A 21,999-nucleotide genomic window follows, 5' to 3' on the forward strand; every position below is an offset into this window, starting at 1 on the left:
TCTGAACAACTTGAATTTACTGACTTTTCAGCATTTTCAATGAACAATTCCCTTTTATTTATGAATAATCCAGGCTAAACTCTTCTTCGTAATTTGCTCTTGTTTTTTGAAAGTCATGGTTGTTAAGTTTTATTTGTTAAGCACTTTAAAACTATAAATCAACCGTGACTTTCTTTTTACATCATGCTAAAATCAATTTTACAGAAACAAACTTACACAGCGATTATTTTCACAAATAAAATCACTGAAAATAACTGAATATGCTTCAAAACATCATCATAAAAAACATTGCATAATCCGAAAAATATTTGATGTATATATACGACATATTATAATATGTCGTATATTTACGTCTAAATTTCAGAGCATGGTACAGGCAAAGACGCAATTGTTCGGGAAAGAGCTGACTCATTCAGCACGTTTGTTTCGGGCCTTGTCCCATCCGGCAAGGCTTCGTATCCTGAAGTTCCTGGCAGAAACCAATACCTGTATTACGGGCGATATCTCCGACGATCTGCCTCTGGGAAGAACCACGGTGAACCAGCACCTGGCTGAACTAAAAGATGCAGAACTTATCACCGGCCATATCGAAGGGGTGAAGACCAGGTATTGCCTGAATACTGAAAAAATAGTGGAATTGAGGAATGTTTTGGGAGAATTTCTCAGTTCCCTGGATTTAAATAAATACCACTGCAAATAGCATAAAACGTCCATAACAATTAATTAAAAATTACTTGTGAAAATACTTATTCTATGTACGGGCAACAGTTGCAGGAGCCAGATGGCCCATGGATTTCTGCAATCATTCGACAGTCGTCTTCAGGTGTCCAGTGCAGGTACCGAAGCTTCGGGAAAGTTAAATCCAAAAGCGGTGGAAGTGATGAAAGAGACAGGAATCGATATCAGCCATCACACCTCCGACCAGGTGGATATGTACCTGAAGGACCCATGGGATTATGTGATCACCGTTTGTGGCGGCGCGAACGAAGCCTGTCCGGCATTTCCTGGCAAAGTCAAAAACCGCCTGCATATGGGGTTCGACGATCCGTCGGATGCGACGGGTACTCCGGAATTCATCCGGAGTGAATATTACCGGGTACGGGATGAGATAAGGGAGGCCTTTTACAAACTTTATACAAAAAAAATAAAAACAGAACTATGAAAGCCGAAGAATTAAAACTGATCGTTCAGGAGAAATATGCGGACATTGCCTCCCGGAGTCATATAAAGAATCCGTCATCCTGCTGTGGGAGCACCGGGTGCTGTGACGATACGGATTACACGATATTCAGCGATGACTATACGCAGTTAGAAGGATATAATAAAGACGCCGACCTGGGGCTGGGATGTGGAATTCCCACCGAATATGCGGATATTAAAAAAGGAGACCATGTGCTGGACTTAGGTTCTGGTGCCGGCAATGATTGTTTTGTCGCCCGGACCCTGGTCGGTGAAACCGGGAAAGTAACCGGGGTCGATTTTACCGACGAGATGCTTCGCAAAGCGAATGAAAACATGGCAAAGACCGGTTTCCGGAATATTGAGTTCATAAAGGGGGACATTGAGGAGCTGCCTCTTCCGGACGATCACTTTGATCTTGTGATCAGTAATTGCGTTCTGAACCTGGTACCGGACAAGTCCCGGGCATTCAGTGAAATATTCAGAGTATTAAAACCAGGGGGGCATTTTTGCATTTCCGATATAGTGCTAAGCGGCAAGCTTCCTGAAAAACTCAGGGACGCAGCAGAAATGTATGCCGGCTGTATTTCAGGGGCCATAGAGAAAGAAGAATACCTGGATATTATCCGGAAGCAGGGATTTCATCATCCGGAAGTCAAAAAAGAAAAGGAAAGCGCCATTCCGGATTCGATACTCTTGAACTACCTCTCCATGGATGAGCTCCATACTTTAAAAAAGAACGGGGTCGGGATATTCAGTATCACCGTGAATGCAGTTAAATAATCCACCCTTATCCCGATGATTCTGTATGGAAAAGCAAATAAAGCATATCGGATTCTTTGAAAAATACCTGACCCTCTGGGTGGCTCTTTGTATCGCAACCGGGATTGCCATCGGACATTTTGCCGGAAGCAACATGGAGGTATTAAGTAAGCTGGAGCTATTCAGAGTAAATATCCCTGTAGCTGTTCTGATCTGGCTGATGATCTACCCGATGATGCTGCAGGTCGATTTTTCAAGTATCAGGAAGGTGGGAAGGCGCCCCAGGGGCTTGATCCTGACCCTGGTGGTCAACTGGCTGATAAAACCTTTTACCATGGCATTTTTTGCATGGATCTTTTTTACAAAACTCTATGCAGCATTTATTTCGCCGGAACAGGCAGGAGAATATATTGCCGGTGCCATTCTTCTCGGGGCGGCACCCTGCACCGCTATGGTATTCGTATGGAGCTACCTGTCGGACGGCGATCCGAACTACACCCTGGTACAGGTATCTGTCAATGACCTGATCATCCTGGTGGCATTTGTTCCCATCGTTGGATTGTTGCTTGGGATTACCGATATAACAATCCCTTACGACACGCTTGTGGCAAGTGTGGTGATTTTCGTTGTAATCCCGCTGGGAGCAGGATACCTGACTCATGTGATGCTGATACGCAGAAAGGGTGAGGAATGGTTTAAATCCGTATTCCTGCCAGGGTTCCGCCCTGTTTCTATCATTGCCCTGCTAAGCACCCTGATACTGCTGTTTGCCTTCCAGGGTACCACGATCCTGGAAAAACCACTGATCATACTGCTTGTTGCCGTTCCTCTGATTATCCAGACTTATTTTATCTTTTTCATTACCTGGTTTGGGGGAAGATTCCTGAAACTTCCCTATGCCATCTGCGCTCCTGCTTCCATGATCGGGGCAAGCAATTTCTTTGAACTTGCTGTAGCAGTGGCTATTGCTCTTTTTGGCCTTCAGTCACCTGCCGCAATGGTCACCGTTGTCGGAGTGCTTGTAGAGGTCCCGGTGATGCTCTCACTGGTGCGACTGGCAAACAAATGGAAGTATTAGAAGGTTAAAACCCTGGCATCCGATTTCAGATAATCTGTAAGAGCTTTCCCCATGCCCTTAACTTCAAAGCCAAGGTTCTTCAGATCATCGTCAACTTCATAAGCGCGGGCACAGGCGATACAGGCTTCTATGATGACCCCGTCATCCTGCATGGCCTTCAGTTTCTCCTGGATCAATCTGTTTTCTGAAGCCAGTTTTGCGGAGGGGCCCCAGATAATAAGGGTGACTTCAGAAAACCAACCAGCAGTTTTTGCTGCATGGGCATACATAAAAACCATACGCTCGGCAAGATAAGGGTCGTCGCTGGACCAGACTATTACAAGTTTATCCGTGTCGCCTGTCTCGTCATTCGATTGGGCCATTGTGTCTGAAAAACTCATGAGTACGAATAATGTAAAAAAAGTATAGAAGATTTCTGTTTTCATTGTATCATACTTTTTTAAGATGAAACTATATTTCCCACCGCTATTTCTGCTCCTTATTCAGCTGTTTAAGCACTGCCAATAGAAGCCCGGCACTCAAGCGGGTCCTGTAATCAGGATTGATGTATTCAAAGGTGATTTTCCCGCTAGTGTCGGTCACAAAAACAGAAGGCACCGGCAAAAAGCCGTCATTCAATCCACCCGACCATTCAAAAAGCCTGTCGAAGGCTCCTTCCGGTGCTTTAAACGCTATACCCATCGCTTCGATAAGTTCCCCTTCAGAGTCAGAATAGAGGCTGTAGGCCAGCTTTTGTTTTCCGTCCGTGGACTTCAGGTTCTCTGGCGAATCGGGGCTGATGGCAATAATCTGGTAACCAAGACCTACTACATCGTTTTGGACTCCCTGTATTTCAGCCAAATGGGCATTGCAAAACGGACACCATCCTCCGCGGTAAAACAAAATCACAGAAGGTTTTTGTCCGATTACTTCCAACAACTTAATCGCATTGCCATCGGGTGTTCTAATTACAGCGTCGGGCAAGGTTTCTCCAATCAGTAACGGCGAGATATCCTCCGCTTTTTCAGCTAACTGTGCTTCTGCCGAAAACAAGGCAAACAGCATAAGACTCAACAATAATGTTAACTTTTTCATTTCGTGTTCTTTCGTTTGTTATAAGTTTCTTACAGGAATCCGGTACAAAGTCAGGCACTTGAATTAACCCGGCGTGGCCTCCCATTGATAATTCACAATTTGCTCATCCAGAGGTGTATGCGTGATATGATTTACATAATTGCTGATTATCTTCTGAGCTATCCCCACCACTAGTTCCAACACATGTTTCCGGGTATAACCCGCATCAAGGAATTTCTGAATTTCTTCTTCCGATGCCCAGCCGCGCTTTTCTACCAACAATTCGGTAAATTTTCTGAGTGCCTGCCATTTTTCGTTTTTTATTAGTTGTCCTGTCCGCAGAGCTTCGATCATCTCATCCGGGAGTTTGAACATTTCTGCCACCATGGAATGAATAGCCATGCAGTACTGGCACTGGTTGTGGTAACTCACCGTCAGCCACACAATATTCTTCTCCTCCGGGCTCAAGGATGTTTCTGTAAAAAGCTGGGTCATTTGTGCATAAGCTTTTAATAACTCAGGCGATTCAGCCATTATCCTATATAAATTGGGGAGAAATCCATTTTGTTCTAAGGCTCCGATTAGAATTTCCTTTGTTTTTTCTGGAGCAGTTTCAGGGGTATGTAATTTGAATCTTACCATAGGGATCTTGTTTTTTATTCTAAGCAATTGCTTTGTATTTGGTAAAAAATTTATTTGACCTGCCTTAAAGCCACTTCCACAAAATCCTTTACCTGTCTTTTATTCCATATTTTACCCATCACAGACATTCCCTGCAGGACTCCAAGAAAGAAATTTGCCTGTTTTTCGATATCCGTATTTTCCGGGATTTCCTTTTTTGCAACTGCATTCTGCAATAGCCTGAGGAGCATGTTTCGGACAAAATTGTAATGCCGGATAATCTCCCGCGCAATATCCGGGTCTTTTTCACCCAGCTCTCCTGCAGTATTCACGACCAGGCAACCCTTTTTTTCTTCCTCCGTTCTATGGACAACAATTGCATTTCTCAAGAAAATTTCCAGTTCGGCATATCCGGATCCTTCCTGTAACAAAGGCTGAAAGCTGTTTTTAATAACAAATTCACGGTATTTACGAAGGGCCTGGATAAACAAATTCTTCTTGTTTTTAAAAGAAGCATAGATCGAAAACTGGTTGATGCCCATTTCTTTTTCCAGCAAACGTACCGAGGTGCCCTCGTATCCGTACATCCAAAAAACATTCATGGCCTTTTCAAGCACCTGATCATCGTTATATGTTTTATTCCGGGGCATATTGAATCTAAATAGACCTCAATGCTAAGCAATCGCTTTGAAATAAGCAAATTTCTAATTATAATCTTTGGTTCTAACAATCAGCTATGTACAAATCCACCAGGTCATTTTGGTTAGCCTTAACTCTCGCTTTAAGTCTGTTAATCATTGTATCCGCTTATGTTTATTTGAATTACGAGGTGAAAAAAGCCAACCTGGCCAAGGGCCAGGAACTGGAAGCCATCGCCAGGCTGAAATCGGATTGGATTTCTAACTGGATTATAGATCAATTGTTTGATGCTAAAGTGATTGCACAAAACGGGATTCTGATTGCCCGGCTTGAAATATGGCTGAATGAACCCAGCGCGGAGAATAAGCGGAGAGTGAGCCAATTTCTGGAAATTATAAAAGCGGAACACGGGTATGAAGGGATCTTTATCGCCGGGGAAGCCGGCAAATTTTTACTTTCTTCCAACGGAAAGGAATATTCCATGGCTCCCTTTCTGAAGGAAAAGGTGCAACAATCCCTGCAAAGCCAATCGGTTTTGACAACAGATTTGTACTGGTGCCCTGTTCACGATACAATCCATATGGATTTTATTTCCCCGCTAAATCTGCCGGGCCGCGCAGGAACAGAGGCCCTGGTATTTCAATTCGACCCGAATAAGTTCCTATACCCGCATGTCCAATCATGGCCAACGGTGAGTAAAACTTCAGAAACCCTCCTGTATAGAGTTTCCGGAGACAATATCCTGTTCTTAAATGAATTGAAACATAAAAAGAATACGGCTCTGAAATACACCCTGCCCTTAACGGAAAAACAAGTAGTGGCTGTAAAGGCGGTAAATACAAGCCTCGAGGGATTTGTTGAAGGCAAAGATTACAGGGGTAGAGAGGTTCTGGGATATGTTAATAAAATCCCTTATACCGAGTGGGTCATGGTATCAAAGACAGATAAAAAAGAGTTGTTCTCCTCGCTGTATCATGAGATGGCCATAGTTATTTTTATGGTGGCTTTTCTCCTCCTTTTTCTGGCAGCAGGGATGGCTTTTTTATACAATTCCCGTCAAAAATCGATTTATAGGGATTTATACAAACAGCAGGAATATTACCGTATTACCCTTAACAGCATCGGGGATGCGGTAATTTCAACCAACCACCTCGGAAAAGTGGAATTTCTGAATCCGGTGGCGGAAAAGATTACCGGCTGGATGAACCGGAAAGCTCAGGGAAAAAATCTGGAGGAAGTCTTCAAAATCATAAACGAAGAAAGCAGGCAGGCAGTTGAAAGCTCTGTTCAAAAGGTATTACGTGAAGGGAATGTGGTGGGTTTGGCCAATCACACCGTATTGCTTTCGAAAGACGGGAGAGAAATTCCCATTGCCGACAGTGGTGCCCCCATTAAAAATGAAAAAGGAGAAATAACCGGAGTGGTGCTGGTCTTCCGCGACCAGAGCGAGGAAAGAGAGTACCTGAACAAAATAAGTCAAAGCGAGGCTCAATATCGCGAATTGGTTGAATCGACCGATGCCATCGCCTGGGAATATGATTTGGTTAAAGATAAATGGATATATGTAGCCCCCCAGGTAAGCGATAAACTGGGCTGGCTTCCGGCGGAATGGACCAATCTGGAATTCTGGAAAAACAACGTTCATCCCGATGAGAGGGAAGAGGTCACCTCTTATTGTTTTGAATGTACAGCCAAAGGGGAGCCACACTCCCTGGAATATCGTTTCAGAAGCAAAGATGGTCCATATATCTGGCTGCGTGATATCGTCTCGGTTGAACTGCAGGAAAACAAGCCGGTTATACTTCGCGGAGTGATGTTTGATATTTCGGAAAGAAAAAATGCCGAAATTCAACTTAAAGACAGGGAGTTCTGGCTATCTGAGTCACAAAGAGTAGGAAAAATTGGCTCCTATGATTTTGATATAGTTAAAAACCATTGGTCCTCCTCGGAAGTACTGGATCAGATTTTTGGTATATCAAAAGAAAATTCGCATTCACTTGCAAGCTGGTTTGCCCATATTCATCCGGAACAAAGACAGGAGATGCAGGAATATTTCCAAAATGAAGTGCTTAAAGCAAGAAAACCCTTTGACAAAGAGTATAAAATTATCCGGCAAAACGACGGGGCAGAACGATGGGTCTGCGGGCTGGGTGAACTCCGTTTTAATGAAAAGGGGGAACCGGTCGGAATGTTCGGCACCATTCAGGATATCACCGAACGGAAATTATTTAGTCAGCAACTTCTGGAAAGCGAGGAGCTGGTCAGGAAAGCGGTCTTGCTGGCCCCCATACCAATGATGGTTCATGATGAGGAGGGGAATGTCCTGAACATCAGTGAAGGCTGGACACACTTTTCAGGGTATACACTGGAAGATATTCCCACCCTGAAAGAATGGACAGAAAAGGCATACGGAGGTAAAGCCATTGAAGTTGAAGATTATGTGACCGGATTGTTTAATGAGGATGAAACCATACTGAGCGGTGAATTTGAAATAGCTGCAAAATCGGGCGAAAAAAGAATCTGGAACTTCTATACCACCCCGCTTGGAAAATTGAACGACAAAACTAAATTAATGCTCAGCCTGGCGCCTGATATCACACAGCGAAAAAGGGTGCAGGTCGAATTGGAAGAAGCAAAAGAAAAAGCCGAGGAGGGCGAACGATTAAAAACTGCCTTTCTTGCCAACATGAGTCACGAAATAAGAACCCCGCTGAATGGCATTCTCGGTTTTACCAACCTTATTGCCAGGGATGATAATATGACCAGTGATAAAAAAAAGTGGTATGCTTCCATCATTAACAAAAGTGCAGAGGGGCTGCTAAAAATCATCAATGACATCCTTGATATTTCGAAGCTCGAAACCGGGAAAGCCATTATTGTACCGGTACCCTTTGATATTGATAAAACATTTTTTACCCTTCATTCGATTTTTCAAAAAAAGCTGACTGATACCGAAAAGAAAGCGGTGAGATTGATTCTTAAAAACCCCGGTGAGCCGCTGGTGTTTCATACGGACGAAACAAGGCTGATACAAGTTTTTTCCAATCTTCTGGATAACGCATTGCGCTTCACTTCCAAGGGCTCTATCACTTTTGGAATATCCGGAATACAAGGGAACAAAGCAGAATTTTTTGTGGCAGATACGGGGATCGGAATCGCCAAAGAAAATCAGGAGGCCATTTTCGATCGCTTCAGTCAGGGCGATTTACAATCAAGAAGTTATGGCTGAACCGGACTTGGCATAACCATCATAAAAAAATTACTGGAACTTATGGGTAGTGAAATTACGGTGGAATCGGAAATTGGACAGGGCGCCTGCTTCCGCTTTCAACTCCCTTATCTGGCTTCGAATTTCATCGAGGAAGATGTAAAGGGCGAAAAACCGGCTGCTTCTGTCCGGCTAAGTAAAGACTGGATACTTATTGTCGAGGATGATTTAATAAGCAGGCTCTATTTTCAGCAGATTCTGGCCAATCATTCGGCGGAATTAATTTTCGCTGAAACCGGCAAAGAAGCTTTGCTTCTTTTTGAAAACCATCATCCGGACGTCGTTTTAATGGATATCCGGCTTCCCGATATAAACGGGCTGAAAGTAGTGCAAATGATCAGGAAAAAAAACAAAAAAGTTGTCATTATTGCACAAAGTGCTTACGCCATGCCGGGTGACAAGGACAAAGCGCTGAAAGCGGGATGCAACGATTTTATCCCCAAACCCATTGATTCAGAGCTTCTCATTGAAAAACTCATGTAATTCCGGGACAGGTGCTCTCCGTGTATTTTCTTCGAAAATTCTCTGATATCTCACCTGTTTCCCATTATGGTTCAATGTCACTTCCAGGCAGTTACTCGGATAATCGACAGAAGTGGAAGCTTCAGTTTCATGTTTTTCTCCCAGGGCACTTCTGTAAACACCCTTGCACTCAATAACACCATCCGGTGCATAACGGGTCATTCTTAATACACCTTCTTCAAAATCACAGGCAAACCACGACCCGGCACCCTCTCCACTCAACCATTGAGCATTTTCAGGGATATTCGGGTGCCTGACAGGCTGAGGAAGCGTTGAGGAAAGCTCCGGTTTGCTCAAGGGACGAACGGGGATAAACGGTGTATTATTTCTTAATACCGGAATAACTGTTTGGCCCCGGAGGGCATTAACATTGGATAAGGGCGTTGGGGTTAAAGGAATGAAATATTTTAACTGCATCCTACGGTACCAATCCGGCTTCCCTGAGAGAATAACGGTATGGACAAATCTTGAACAATTGCTGCCTCCTGAAATAAAGGGTCCGTAAGGAACCGGACTTTCCTTCTGCATCCGGATTGCATTCATCATTGAATCATTAAAATTTATGCGGCTATAAGAAGCATAGAGGGCTCCTTCGCCATGACAGGCTGGATTATACTGCAATTCCTCCAGGATCTCACGTACATTGAGAATAGATGTTCCGTCACCGGAAATCTTTGGAGTAGTATTCATGATAAGATCATGATCAGTATCTACCGAACGGACCCTTCCGTGCTTAAAGGGTGCATGGTACCTTCCAAAATCGAAATAATGACACTTTTCGTTTACTCCATCAACCAGAACCAAAGCTGCATGTCCGGCCCTGTAATAATTGTTCCTGTTTATACCCAGCCAGCGGGTCACCGGATCATACCATGAACCAGGTTCCTTACAAAAGGTCTGTGGCCAGGCCAAAACAAGGGCAAATCCTGTATAGCGGTGTTTGTTGCTCATATCTTTTTCAAATGTTCCGACCTTTCGACCAGGTCAAGATATTTCATGGCAAGGGACCCTTTATCGGGACTTACCTGGGTAATACTCACCGTTTTCAATTCATCATCCCGGCGCATAATAAGATTAACTCGTTCATCGGGTGTATGCCGCCCGGAATGAAAGGAGAATACCTGTTCCGGGCTTATCCCCATACCCTGTTCAATGAGAAATTGCTTAAACCAATGTTGCCGCAGGTTCCGGTCAGTTTCAGAATAAAGGGTAACGGACGACCAGAGATAAGGCCTTTTCGGGTCCAGATTTTTCAGGTATTTCTTTGAGCCGTCCCAGGTAAACTCCGAAAATTCAGATATTTCACCGTCCTTCAGATCAATGGTCACCACTGTAAATGGTTCTGTCCGTGAAAGATCGTAATAACTGAAAAAGATCATCGGGGTCTGCAGAGAGGCAACCAGATCGACCAGCACCCTGCCTCTGCTATGGGTATGATGTGTTTGTTTTTCATGAGGTGCAAATCCACCGTTCAGCAAGCATGCAAGACGACCGTTATCACTTGCAGCGATCCATGAGCCTCCGGCCACCGCATCTTTAGGATAACACAGTTGCACCCGTCCAATGTTATAGACCCTGGGTGCAATTGTATCACGATGCACCCGTTCATCCCGGTTTGAGGTAAGAATAAAACCTCTATCGCTCCGGGGAGGTATATAACTTACCGTGCACATGATGTATCTCTGTAACGAATGGTTGAATATGCCACTCCAAAATGTTCATCGGTGAGCTCCGGCAGGCCCATCCCAATAAGACCGGCCTTAATGAGGGCCTGATGGTGAATGCTATGCTCAATGCAATACGCCAGTTCTCGGCCCACTGAACTTATGTTGCTTTTCATACCTGATGAATCTGCAGTGAAATCTCCTTCAAACAACACCGGATCTTCTTCGCTGAGCAGGTCCAGGCTTTTTGTAATTTTTCTGATTACTCTGCCGGCATACTCCGTTTCATTCTCAATACGCAGATCCCGTCTGCGTTTGTCGTAACTAATAACTCCTTCAATCGATCCGGAGATCATCAGCAGGTAGAATTCCAGGATATGCCGGATGTGTTGTCCTACGGATGCTCCGTATAATACTTCAGCTTTGCCCTTATAAGCATCGACAGGAATTTTCTGCAAAAGGTCATACAGTTGTTCAAGATTCTCTTTGGCCACTTTTTTCATTATGATCTGGATTTTGAATAAAAAAACTCCCACTTTCCTGAAATTGGTCGGGAAACATCCAAAATCTGACAACTAAACAAAAAAAAGTATTTGTGACGCTATTGAGAACTCATTATGAACACCTGCTATTCATAGATCTCGGTATCCGGATGAAATGCAAACCAGGCAAAAGCAAAATGGTTTCCGTGCACGAGCGGCCACAAAGATTCTCCTTCCAGCTCTCCTGAAACACACTTTCCGGTAATGCTCCAGAGGGAACCTGTCTGATCATCCAAAAAGCCTTCCGCTTTCTTTTGAAATGTTAATTTCCTTTCACCAATAAGCGGACTGAACACCGTGACGGATCCGACTTCCCTGGATTCCGATATTTGAGATTCATCCAGGACGGAAACCGTTTTTGAAGTATAAAAAATAACGATGTCCCTGCCCTCAAAATGATCATTTATAACTCCTTTCGTCTGGATGACGGACCGTGGATAAATTTTATATTTCCCGTGTACATGGATATCAATAACTCTCTCCATGGCAGGAAGGCGCGGATCTACTTCGCCCGAATACAATCTGGGTTGGCTATTTCCCAAATCGTCATATCCGGTATAAGGATTAGTCCCGTATTCCATGCTCCGACCGGTGTTGGTTGAAAGGATGCGTCCATCCGGGTAGGTTTTAATGAATTCCTCCATGGAAATAATCATGGACGGCAAATAAGTCAGCTGTGCCCCGGCCAGTTCCCCCACAAGCGCTTCACCCATAAATTGCTGCCACCAGCTTTCCGTTTGCCTGTCCCACATCACCAAATCACTGTTCCGGAGCATGCCGGATACTCCAAAATCAAGGAGCCACTGCTTTCCATTGAAAGCCAGTCGCCGGTCAAATACAATGGCCGCATTACACAAAGGACAATAGCTTGCAGCAACAGGTATTCCTCCAAGACTGTCGTTCACAATTTCATGATAGGTCAATATGCTCAGAGGATAGGCTTTTGCCTCTCCGTCAATCTCAACCGCTATAACCGGCTCATGTTTAAAAAATACCGCAGAGGCCTTCCCTGCTCCCCAGAATTTGGGTTGATCGATAGGGGGGATTCCATCAGGTTTAAGCAGCGCCGTAAATTCTTCCAGGGAGACAGTTCGTCTTGAAGTGTCCGTATTCCAATGAATATCAAGGTTTCTGGGATTCTTTTGAGCCATCAGTGCATTTGAAAATAATGTTAACCAAAAAAAGAATGTGAAAATTTTGCTTTTCATAGCTTCTCCGTATTTATTAGTTTCAGCTTATCGACTACCCTTACACCAGGAACACATCTGTCATTAGCTCCAATAAGGCGGTCCCTTCATGCTCCAGTATTTCCTGCATAGCCCCGGGAAGTTCGGTCCTCTCATTCACCCGGATTCCCAACGCTCCACATCCCTTTGCATACTCTGCAAAATCCGGATTGACCAGGTCTGTAGCAAACACCTCCAGTTCTCCTGAACGTTGTTCTTTGGAGATCTTTCCAAGTTCATGATTGTTAAGAAGGATCAGCTTGATATTCATGCCATATTTTACAGAAGTGGTCAGCTCAGCCATATATTGTGCAAAACCCCCATCTCCGGCAACGGCAACGACCGGGCGTTTACCACGGGTCGCTGCCCATGCCCCCATTGCCGCCGGAAAAGCAAACCCGATGGAACCCAAGTAGCCCGACATAAGAAAGCTTTGCTGCCTGCATTCAAAATATCTTCCCAGGGAATACGCATTGTTCCCGACATCCACACAAATCACCGCATTTTCAGGTACCAGCCGGGAAAGATTCTCAAATACAGCGATAGAACTTATCCCATTACCCCGGTCTTCCTTAAGTCTATTCATCTTTTCCTCCAGCCAGATCTTCCGCCTGGCATTCAGTTCAGGGACCTGATCTGCAGTATTCAGTTTGCCTTCCAGTTCCCGGGATATCAGATCAAGGGTGACTGAAATCTCTCCCAGCACCGGGGCATCAATTTTGTGGAATTTACTCAGCGAAAGCGGATCGAAATCTATCTGAATAGTCGGTTTTTTTGGCGTAATCCCGGTATGGTTGGAGAAAGAAGCCCCCAGTACGATCAACAGGTCACTTTCGTTCATAAACCAGGAGGCAACCGGGGTTCCGCTTCTTCCCAGTACGCCCGCAGCCAGGGGATGTGCATCGGAAATCAGGCCCTTGCCTTTGAAGGTGGTCAGCACCGGAGCCTTCAATCGTTCAGCAAAAGGCAGAACGGCCTCCATATGAAATCTCGCCCCATGTCCGACGATTAAAACCGGTCTTCTTGAATTCCTGATAAGTTTCACTGCTTCCCCGAGGCTTTTTTCTGAGGGAGCATAATCCGGAAGACTGATTCTTCCTTCAGGCGTTTGTGCCTTTTCCTCCCCGGCAGGGATCTCCTGGATTTCATCCGGGAAAGTAAGATGTGAAACATCCCGTTTTAAAACGGCATGCTTTACGGCCAGTGCCATCAGTTCGGCATGCCGGCTGTCCGTCTGTACCCGGTGGTTGAATTCTGCAACGGTCTGAAATGCCCGGACCAGATCCACCTCCTGGAAATTCCCGGTACCAACCACCTGGGTGGCTACCTGCCCTGTTAATGCAAGTATGGGGGCCCGGTCAACCTTGGCATCCCACAAACCCGTATACATATTGGTGGCCCCGGGACCTGCAATGGAAAAGCAGGCGGCAGGAGTGCCGGTCAGCTTGCCGTAGGCACTGGCCGCAAACGCGCCGGCACCTTCGTGACGGACCCCTATGAATTTCAGCTTTCCCTTTTCATCCTGTCGTCTGAAAGCATCGGCCAGTCCAAGGTTCGAATGTCCCACCATTCCAAATACGGTGTCTACCCCCCAGTTTACCATGGTTTCGGCCATAACATCCGAAACTGTGGGCTCTTGCAGTTTTTCCTCCTCAACTCCCACATATATTCCATCCTCTCTCTCCTCCACCGGATAAGGATGAGCACCATCATCGAAGCCCGGAGCTAATCCGGTACAGGGGTGATAATCCCATCCATGCCAGGGGCATCGTAAAATACCGTTCTCTATACTCCCCTCACCCAGCGGACCTCCCTGGTGCGGACACTGATTATCCAGCGCACAAAGTTTTCCTTCAAAATGGGAAAGTGCAATTTGTTTCCGGCCGGCTGTCACCGTTATCACCCGGTTCTCCGCCAGCTCTGATCTGCTGTTAAGTACTTTGTAAAAGCTTAGATTCTTTTTCATCGCCTTATTTCGCATGATGTAAAAACCAGGAGGATGCCTGTTCGATAAAATTCCGGATTTGTTCCAAAGCCTCCCCGTAAGAATGCTTCGAAATATCGCTCAGTGGAAGGACTGCGCCCTTCCAGTGTTCTCCTGTTTCCCAATGACCAGCAGAGAGCCCTGGCAAGCCCTGAAACGAGCCGGCCATTCCGTCTCCATAGCCCGACAGGTAGAAATATGGGGCTCCAACCATGGAATCCTTCATGGCCAGCCCAAAACCCAGTCCAAGTTGCTTATTAACCAGGGTATAGATGCCGGTATCGAAATGGTGCGGCCAGATCCGCACCTCGCTCTCCGACTGTAAATATCCCAGCATATCGAAGCATGCAATATTCGCCAGGCCGCGATAATAGCCCCATTGTTTAATGCCACTTTCTGAGAGCTCTTCGTCGTTGATGCTTCTGATCCCATAAGCGGGAATTCCAGAATGCCCCGGATCCTCCAGCCCCTCTATGTCCATCCCGCTTTTTAACAGGTATTCACCGGTTCCGGCCAGTAACTCTTCCAGCCCTGCATTTAACAGGGGTACTTCCCATAACACGGATTTTGACTGATCCTGCCATTTAAAAGCCAGTGTGTTCAGGTCCAGAAAACACAGGAGTTTCCCCTGCGGAGTATCGATCCACCTTCCGGAGATGACCCGTCTAATCGGATCAAAGTATAGATTGGTGTGGCTGGCATCTTCCTGAGCCGGAACGAATGTGCGGTTTATCCTGGCAATCACCTGGCTTAGCCAGTGGAGTTGGCTGTCTGTTTTAAGGTAGACCTGCATAATTGATTCCTGTTAATTGATGTATATCATGATTCACTGTGGTCAGATCATTATAACTGAACTCTCTGAAGGATGAATGCCCGCAGGCCCTCGCAACCACTTTCATCAGTTCGTTAGTGGCTCTGAGAAAATTAAACAATTGTTTTGCGGAAGTTTCTATAAGGATCCTGCTTCGTAGACTCTCCTTTTGTGTGGCCACGCCCACGGGACAATTGTTGGTATTACAGGCCCTCATTCCCAGGCATCCGATGGCCTGCAGGGCAGAATTCGAAACGGCAATTGCATCAGCACCCATCATCAGGGCCTTCACAAAATCGTCTGCAATCCTCAATCCTCCGGTTATTATAAGGGTAAGGTGACTGGCCCCGATCTTGTCCAGGTGTCTTCTCGCACGTGCAAGAGCAGGAATGGTGGGTACATTGATGTTGTCCCGCAGAATCGTAGGTGCCGCACCGGTCCCTCCTCCCCTACCGTCAAGGATGATATAATCGGCACTCGCCTCCACGGCAAAATCGATATCGGCTTCTATGTGACTGGCCGCGATTTTGAATCCCACAGGAATCCCACCAGTAATTTCCCTGACCTGATCGGCCATTTTCTTAAAATCAGCGGGGGTGACCAGATCGATGAATGTTGCGGGCGAAATTGCCGCTTCGCCCGGTTTAAGGCCACGCACACGGGCAATTTCATCGCTCACTTTTTCTCCCGGAAGATGCCCCCCGGTTCCTGTCTTCGCTCCCTGTCCACCTTTGAAATGAAAAGCTTGTGCCATTTTCACCTTATCCCAGTCAAAGCCGAATTTCCCGGATGCAAACTCATAGAAGTAACGGGAGTTGTTTTCCTGTTCCTCAGGAAGCATACCCCCCTCTCCGCTGCAGATGCCTGTCCCCGCCATCTCAGCCCCCCTGGACAATGATATCTTGGCCTCTCGCGACAACGCTCCGAAACTCATATCAGAGACAAAAACCGGTATCTCAAGCTCCAGGGGCCGCCGGGCCGCAGGACCAATAATCACCTTGGTATCCACCTCATCTGCATCCAGCAAGGGTTTTGTTGCCAGCTGAGCTGGCAGGAACAGTATCTCGTCCCATTTTGGCAGGAGGTTCCTGTTTACGCCCATCGCCGCACTCGGGCCGTGATGACCGTAATTGCTTAAGCCGTTTTTCGAAAGCTCATTGATATAGGAAGTATAGGGCTCCGTATTCTCAGGATGGGTATCGGCATAAGCACCCAAATACTCATCGCGTTGAAAAGCCTGCGGGTGTTCCCTGAGATAGTCCTCGATCTCCAGCCGGTCGATAAATACGATATCATTTTCAACCTGTGCGGTGAATTTGTGCAATACCTCCTCATGGTTATATTCACTAACCCCGGTATCGTAACGGTAATCCCAGCCGTGAACACCACAAATGAGCTTATCCCCTTCGATGTAGCCGTCGGCCATCAATGCTCCCCGGTGCAGGCAGCGGCCGTTGAGTACAGAAACCGCATTACCATACCGGACTACAACAAGATCCAGCTTATCGATCAGATAGTGCACGGGTACTCTTTCCCTTAGTTCGGAAAAATTACAAAGTTTTACTCTTTTAGTCATATTGATCATGGATTATCCGCTATAAATAAAATGAACCAGGGAAAACCATTTACCTTGATCTATATGGATTCCCTGTATCGACAACCCGGAAACATTCGCCAGCTCCTGGATATCTTCGTGGGTAAATTTACGGGAATTCTCCGTGTGGATGGTCTCTCCTTTTTTAACGAAAATTTTTTCCTTGAACCGGTGACTCTCAATGGTCTGATTTTTCAAGGACTTCAGGTGCATTTCGATCCGGGATCTCTCTGAATTGAAAAATGCCAGGTGTTTGAAATTTTCCGCGATAAAATTAGTACCTGCAAGCCGGTTGACAACAGTCAGGATATTCTTGTTAAATGCTTCGGTGATACCCCGGTCATCGTTGTAAGCCAACTCTAAGGTGTCTTTATCCTTCACCATGTCCAGGCCGATCAAAAAGGAGTCTCCCTTGCTCATTGACCGTTTTACATGCCTGACAAATTCTAAGGCTTGATCATTTTCAAGATTTCCCAGGGTACTTCCGAAAAAACATATGATACTATTACCCTCTCCCGGTAAAGCCTCCAGATGTTTCATGAAATCCGCAAGTATACCATGAACCCGGAGCCCGGGATACTTCATTCCCAGTTCCCTCGAAGATTTCAGTATCGCTGCTTCGCTGATATCTACAGGGAAATACCGGATCCCTTCCAGTTGGCTTTCCTGAAAAGAATCCAGAAGTATACAAATCTTTGAGCAGTCACCACTTCCCAACTCCACGATATCGGGATTTTCATGCTGAGCAATAATATCCTGTGATAAGCGCTTCAAAATCGACTTTTCGGTCCGGGTCGGATAGTATTCCGGCAAAAGGCTTATCTCTTCAAACAACTGTGAACCCCTTTGATCATAGAAAAAACGGCTGGAAATGGTTTTCTGCTCAGCAGACAAACCTGAGAATATTTCTGTGGCAACGTCCGCCTCCTTTTCTGCATGCAGATAATTATTGAAGGTGATATTCATTACATCGGCCGAATGATAGATTTCAACAGTATCTGTATGATTGAATGATTGCTTCATATAATTATCCTTCCAGGATTAAACCAATGTTACGAACATAAAGATTCCTATAACTAAAAACAGAATTGAGATGCCAACCTTCATCAGATTCTCCGGCAGCTTTTTTTGAAGGCGGGGGCCGATTTGTCCCCCGATTACCACACCGGGTATGGTAAACAACACAATATTCAGAACCTGACTGAGCACTTCTTCTCCCTGCCGGATAAATTCATAAAAATGCCCTGCGGAGGCAACCAGAACTGTAATTACCACCACAAAAACAGATGTAGCTACAGCCACGGGTGTCGGAACCTTACATCTTGCTACCAGCTGATATTCCTGCAATTCTGCCAGACCTACCGAGATCATCCCGACAAATGCCCCGCCAACACCTGCAAACAACCGACCCATGTTCTTATTACATACCGTGTAACGAAAAACCCTGCCGGAACTGTCGGTCAATTCAGATTCATAATTTTTCTCAAACTCTTTGACATTAAGTTCTTCCTGCTTTTCCCTTTCTTCCCGTCTCCAGGCGGTGAAAAGCTGGGATCCAATGAACAACAGTCCGCTTGCAAAAATGGCTTTCAACACCAGATCCGGGAAAAAATCTGCATAAATGGTCCCGATTATGGCTGCAGGTATTGAAAACAGAAGAATATTTACAGCCAATTTGTAATCAATAAGCCTGGCCCTGTAATAAGCAATTAAACCACTGCTGAAACCAAAAAGTTCTGTTATCAATGCAGAACCGATGGCCATCTGAGGCTCGAGTCCGAGAGCCAGTATGAATAAGGGAGAGAAAAAAACAGCCCCACCAATACCCGAGGACATTGCAATAGTGGCTATGAGGACTGAAACCGGCAGCAGATACCAAAATTCTAAAGAAAACTCCATGTGATCGTGATTAATAAGAATTCAGTGACTCCATCATGGTAGGTATTAGTTCGGAAACCGTAGGATGCACCTGTACCGAGTCACGGATCACAGTATAGGGCTGATCGGCATACATGATATTCAGGATGCCACTGATGATCTCATCGCCTCCCACACCAAGCACAGCCGCACCCAGGATCCTGTCGGTATTGCTGTCGATCACTACCCGCATGAACCCATCGGTTTCACCCTTCTCCCTGGCCCTGGCCACATCCTGCATCTTCCTGTATCCGGTTTTAATGCTTCTGCCGCTCTTCACGGCCTGCTCAAGCGTCATGCCCGCACGGCCTAGGGGAGGATCCGTAAAGAGGCCATAGGTGATAATCCTGTCTGACAGCTTTCTATGCTTCCCCTCAAACAGGTTTTCTGAAACAATTTCAAAATCATTGTATGCGGTATGTGTGAAAGCACCCTGCCCATTGCAATCGCCAAGGGCATAAATATCCGGCACATTTGTTTCCAGGAAATCATTTACCCGGATAAAACCCTTTTCATCCAACTCCACACCGCTAAGCTCAGCTTGTAGTGTATCGGTATTCGGAATTCGTCCGGTAGCCAACAAGAGATGGGTGCCGGAGATTTCCGGGTTACCCTCTGTACAGTCAATCTTCACAGTAATGTTTCCCGGACTTTCTTGTTGGCCGCTGAGGCATTTGGCATTCATCCTGAAATGAATGCCCTCATTTTTGAGGATTTCCTGAATAGCCGAGGAAACGTCCGGATCCTCCCTGCCGATCAGTCGATTACCCTGTTCAATGATGGTCACTTTACTCCCGAACCTTCTGAATATCTGCCCGAACTCAAGTCCAATATAGCTGCCCCCCACGATGATCAGGTGTTCAGGAATCTCATCCAGTTGCAGGAGCTCCTTATTCGTTAGCACATCTACATTTGCAAATCCCGAAGGGATTCTGGCCCTGGCGCCTACATTAATAAAAATTTTATCTGACGTCATCTGATGCCCGTTGACAGTCACTTCCTTCGGACCGGTAAAACTTGCGTTTCCTTTGAAAACATGAATATATTTATTGTTTCCCAGGGCATCCGATAAACCGTCCACCGACTTTTGGATCAGTGAATCTTTCCTTTGCCTGATCCTTACCAGATCGGGTTCCGACCCTTCGGGGATTCGAATCCCAAGATGCTCCCCATGGGTGACCTCAAACATACGTCTGGCACTTGCCACATAAGCCTTCGTGGGTGTGCATCCGACATTTAAGCAGGTGCCGCCAAAATGTTCCTTCTCGATAAATGCAACCTTCATTTTGTGCGAGGCATATTTAAAAGCAAGCGGCGTGCCTGCCTGTCCAGAGCCAATAATAATCGCATCAAATTTTGTCATCTGAATATTTGTTATAAGAGATCCGGTATCTCTTGGTTATAATTCTTTTTCCCTGCCGGGACTCCTGTTTCATAAGGATTACCCGGATCACTGCTCCACTCGAACCAGCCTCCGTCATAAACAGATACATTCGGCCACCCCATCAGCCAGGCATTGAACCAGGCCTCACTGCCCCTCCAGCCGGTACCGCAATAAAATGCCAGGTGCTTATCAGGGGTGATCCCATTGCTCCTCCAGATAGCTGCTATCTCCTGATATTCCCGGGTGCTGTGATCATTGTTCCGGTAATTCTCCATGTGGTAGGCATCGGAACCGCAATCTGCAAAAACTGTGCCCGGTATGCGGCCTTTGGGTTCTATATAATTGTATCCGCTGACCTCACCGATGTATTCAGCATAACTGCGAACACAAACGATCTCTGCATCCGCTGCTGCAATCATCTTTTTTGCTTCTGGGGTATCCACTGCCAGTTCAGGATGTGCCGGAATCTCAACACCGAAGTCCTCCATCGGCTGCTTTGGTTCATCCGTGTAGGAGATCTCATAACCAGCGTCTTCCCAGGACTGGAACCCACCGTTCAGAATCCTGACATCCTTCACTCCGGCATACAGCATGATAAATGCGTTCCTGATGGCCCCGATGTCCCCTGCTGCACTGCCGGGAAATTCATCGGCATTGTCCGGGAACATGAATTTTCCATACAGAACAACAGTGGTATCGGCAGTAATGCCGTGTGCTTCAAGCGCAGCCTTCAGTTCACCGGGAGATCTCCTGTTCCAGGTCTCAGGGGCTTCAAGTGCCAGGGTATCCATGTCAATGGCTCCCGGAATGTGGCCGCTCAGATAGGCATCCCTGTTCCGGTAATGCGCATGCACAATCTTAAAACGGTCATTGCTGTAATGGTCCGGATGGCTTCCCTGAATCAGCTGCCTGACCCATTCGGCCGAAACAAGGTTTCTATACCTTTCCAGCCGGTCCATTGGTTTTTCAGGGTCTGCAGACCATTCGTCCAGAAAACGCTTATAAATAAAAACACGCTCATATCCGGATTTTAAAAATCGCCGTGCCACCAGATCTGCCTCTTGCGCCTCATACCCATAAACAATAATTCTGTGCTCCGGCAGAATCCCTTTTTGCCTGACCACCTCGATCCAATCCAGGTATCCGGTCCATTTCAGTGGCAGGCTTTTTGCCTTACGGATGTGTCCACCCCTTGCCTCCCTGCTAAGTTTCCATCCATTGTATGCCTCCACGGGTCTTATATCAATGATCCTCACTGATGGATCATCCAGTATCCGGATTAGTTCTGAACCTGAAAGTTCATTTATCTCTTTTTCCATGAATTAGTTTATTATTTTATTCCGGGAGATTCGCCAGGATCTCCTTGACCGTTGACCTGTTTTTATAATCCGGATCTACTACTGATGCGTTAAATATTTGAGTTAAATAAATCTCTTTGTTCTTTGAAATTTTGATTGTCTTGAAAATCTGTTAGCAGCTCTTTCACAGGGGCTTTATCGAAGGCTGATATGCCTAATATCTGCATTACCTCATAGATGGTTAGTTAACTTTTGAGCGTGTATTTCACATATGCCACGATTAGGTAAGTGCAAATGGCAACCCAAATGTGGACGTTCACAGCGTTTTCAGAGTTTCCCCAGAGCTTCTTTATGGTTAGGTTCTGCTTTATCCATTTGAAGAAAGTCTCTATTTTCCAGCGCTTTCTGTATAAATGTGCGATTTCCAGAGCAGAAGCCTCAAAGTTGTTGGACAGGA

General features: G+C 45.9%; 22 protein-coding genes. 6 read left to right on the forward strand and 16 right to left on the reverse strand.

What is annotated here, in order from left to right; all coding sequences use genetic code 11:
* Window positions 1–367 precede the first annotated feature (367 nt).
* Genes P1P86_15445 through arsB form a run of 4 tightly spaced genes read left to right on the forward strand, consistent with a single transcriptional unit; the run spans window position 368 to window position 3,019 of the window.
* The gene (locus tag P1P86_15445) at window positions 368–700 is read left to right on the forward strand and encodes a metalloregulator ArsR/SmtB family transcription factor (protein MDF1576579.1); all 333 of its coding nucleotides are present in this window, start codon (window positions 368–370) and stop codon (window positions 698–700) included.
* Between the two features lie 36 nt (window positions 701–736).
* Complete coding sequence (locus P1P86_15450; protein MDF1576580.1) at window positions 737–1,162, forward strand: arsenate reductase ArsC; 426 nt, start codon at window positions 737–739, stop codon at window positions 1,160–1,162.
* Window positions 1,159–1,962: an arsenite methyltransferase gene (gene arsM / locus P1P86_15455; GenBank protein MDF1576581.1), complete on the forward strand. Its 804-nt coding sequence runs from the start codon at window positions 1,159–1,161 to the stop codon at window positions 1,960–1,962. The genes P1P86_15450 and arsM overlap by 4 nt, the downstream gene beginning before the upstream one ends.
* A 25-nt stretch (window positions 1,963–1,987) precedes the next feature.
* Window positions 1,988–3,019 carry an ACR3 family arsenite efflux transporter gene (gene arsB / locus P1P86_15460; protein ID MDF1576582.1) on the forward strand — a complete coding sequence of 344 codons (1,032 nt, stop codon included), beginning with the start codon at window positions 1,988–1,990 and terminating at the stop codon, window positions 3,017–3,019.
* Here the strand turns inward: arsB and P1P86_15465 are convergent.
* The 4 genes from P1P86_15465 to P1P86_15480 form a co-directional block, all read right to left on the reverse strand.
* Complete coding sequence (locus P1P86_15465) at window positions 3,016–3,399, reverse strand: DsrE family protein (GenBank protein MDF1576583.1); 384 nt, start codon at window positions 3,397–3,399, stop codon at window positions 3,016–3,018. The two genes, arsB and P1P86_15465, sit on opposite strands and share 4 nt — an antisense overlap.
* Before the next feature lie 85 nt (window positions 3,400–3,484).
* A complete protein-coding gene (locus tag P1P86_15470) occupies window positions 3,485–4,093 on the reverse strand; it encodes a peroxiredoxin-like family protein (protein ID MDF1576584.1) in 609 nt (202 codons plus the stop codon).
* A gap of 63 nt (window positions 4,094–4,156) precedes the next feature.
* Window positions 4,157–4,714, reverse strand: a complete 558-nt coding sequence (locus P1P86_15475; protein MDF1576585.1) for a carboxymuconolactone decarboxylase family protein — start codon at window positions 4,712–4,714, stop codon at window positions 4,157–4,159.
* A 50-nt stretch (window positions 4,715–4,764) separates the two neighbouring features.
* Window positions 4,765–5,343, reverse strand: coding sequence for a TetR/AcrR family transcriptional regulator (locus tag P1P86_15480; protein MDF1576586.1), 579 nt, complete (start codon window positions 5,341–5,343; stop codon window positions 4,765–4,767).
* A 179-nt stretch (window positions 5,344–5,522) separates the two neighbouring features.
* Between P1P86_15480 and P1P86_15485 the strand changes: the two genes are divergently transcribed.
* Window positions 5,523–8,561, forward strand: coding sequence for a PAS domain S-box protein (locus tag P1P86_15485; protein ID MDF1576587.1), 3,039 nt, complete (start codon window positions 5,523–5,525; stop codon window positions 8,559–8,561).
* A 42-nt stretch (window positions 8,562–8,603) separates the two neighbouring features.
* Window positions 8,604–9,083: a response regulator gene (locus tag P1P86_15490; GenBank protein MDF1576588.1), complete on the forward strand. Its 480-nt coding sequence runs from the start codon at window positions 8,604–8,606 to the stop codon at window positions 9,081–9,083.
* On the opposite strand, the gene P1P86_15495 is transcribed toward P1P86_15490, so the two are convergent.
* The 12 genes from P1P86_15495 to P1P86_15550 form a co-directional block, all read right to left on the reverse strand.
* The gene (locus P1P86_15495) at window positions 9,054–10,073 is read right to left on the reverse strand and encodes a hypothetical protein (GenBank protein MDF1576589.1); all 1,020 of its coding nucleotides are present in this window, start codon (window positions 10,071–10,073) and stop codon (window positions 9,054–9,056) included. The two genes, P1P86_15490 and P1P86_15495, sit on opposite strands and share 30 nt — an antisense overlap.
* Window positions 10,070–10,795, reverse strand: coding sequence for an NRDE family protein (locus P1P86_15500; GenBank protein ID MDF1576590.1), 726 nt, complete (start codon window positions 10,793–10,795; stop codon window positions 10,070–10,072). Before P1P86_15500 ends, P1P86_15495 begins: the two co-directional genes overlap by 4 nt.
* Window positions 10,783–11,289: a DinB family protein gene (locus P1P86_15505; protein MDF1576591.1), complete on the reverse strand. Its 507-nt coding sequence runs from the start codon at window positions 11,287–11,289 to the stop codon at window positions 10,783–10,785. Before P1P86_15505 ends, P1P86_15500 begins: the two co-directional genes overlap by 13 nt.
* Before the next feature lie 125 nt (window positions 11,290–11,414).
* A complete protein-coding gene (locus P1P86_15510; protein MDF1576592.1) occupies window positions 11,415–12,479 on the reverse strand; it encodes a DUF3179 domain-containing protein in 1,065 nt (354 codons plus the stop codon).
* A 97-nt stretch (window positions 12,480–12,576) separates the two neighbouring features.
* Window positions 12,577–14,520, reverse strand: a complete 1,944-nt coding sequence (locus tag P1P86_15515) for a thiamine pyrophosphate-binding protein (protein ID MDF1576593.1) — start codon at window positions 14,518–14,520, stop codon at window positions 12,577–12,579.
* A gap of 4 nt (window positions 14,521–14,524) precedes the next feature.
* Complete coding sequence (locus tag P1P86_15520) at window positions 14,525–15,331, reverse strand: hypothetical protein (GenBank protein MDF1576594.1); 807 nt, start codon at window positions 15,329–15,331, stop codon at window positions 14,525–14,527.
* Entirely contained in the window at window positions 15,315–16,925 is a 1,611-nt protein-coding gene (locus tag P1P86_15525; GenBank protein ID MDF1576595.1) for a glutamate synthase-related protein, read from the reverse strand. The genes P1P86_15520 and P1P86_15525 overlap by 17 nt, the downstream gene beginning before the upstream one ends.
* 12 nt (window positions 16,926–16,937) lie before the next feature.
* On the reverse strand, window positions 16,938–17,966 hold the full coding sequence (gene egtD / locus P1P86_15530; protein MDF1576596.1) for an L-histidine N(alpha)-methyltransferase: 1,029 nt from the start codon (window positions 17,964–17,966) through the stop codon (window positions 16,938–16,940).
* A gap of 18 nt (window positions 17,967–17,984) precedes the next feature.
* Window positions 17,985–18,842: a sulfite exporter TauE/SafE family protein gene (locus tag P1P86_15535; GenBank protein ID MDF1576597.1), complete on the reverse strand. Its 858-nt coding sequence runs from the start codon at window positions 18,840–18,842 to the stop codon at window positions 17,985–17,987.
* Between the two features lie 10 nt (window positions 18,843–18,852).
* Entirely contained in the window at window positions 18,853–20,223 is a 1,371-nt protein-coding gene (locus P1P86_15540; GenBank protein ID MDF1576598.1) for an FAD-containing oxidoreductase, read from the reverse strand.
* A gap of 11 nt (window positions 20,224–20,234) precedes the next feature.
* Window positions 20,235–21,563, reverse strand: coding sequence for a rhodanese-like domain-containing protein (locus P1P86_15545; GenBank protein MDF1576599.1), 1,329 nt, complete (start codon window positions 21,561–21,563; stop codon window positions 20,235–20,237).
* A 224-nt stretch (window positions 21,564–21,787) separates the two neighbouring features.
* A partial coding sequence (locus P1P86_15550) for a transposase (GenBank protein MDF1576600.1) occupies window positions 21,788–21,999 on the reverse strand: 212 nt, incomplete at its 5' end.

It is taken from the genome of Bacteroidales bacterium, from assembly GCA_029210725.1.
Lineage (GTDB): Bacteria > Bacteroidota > Bacteroidia > Bacteroidales.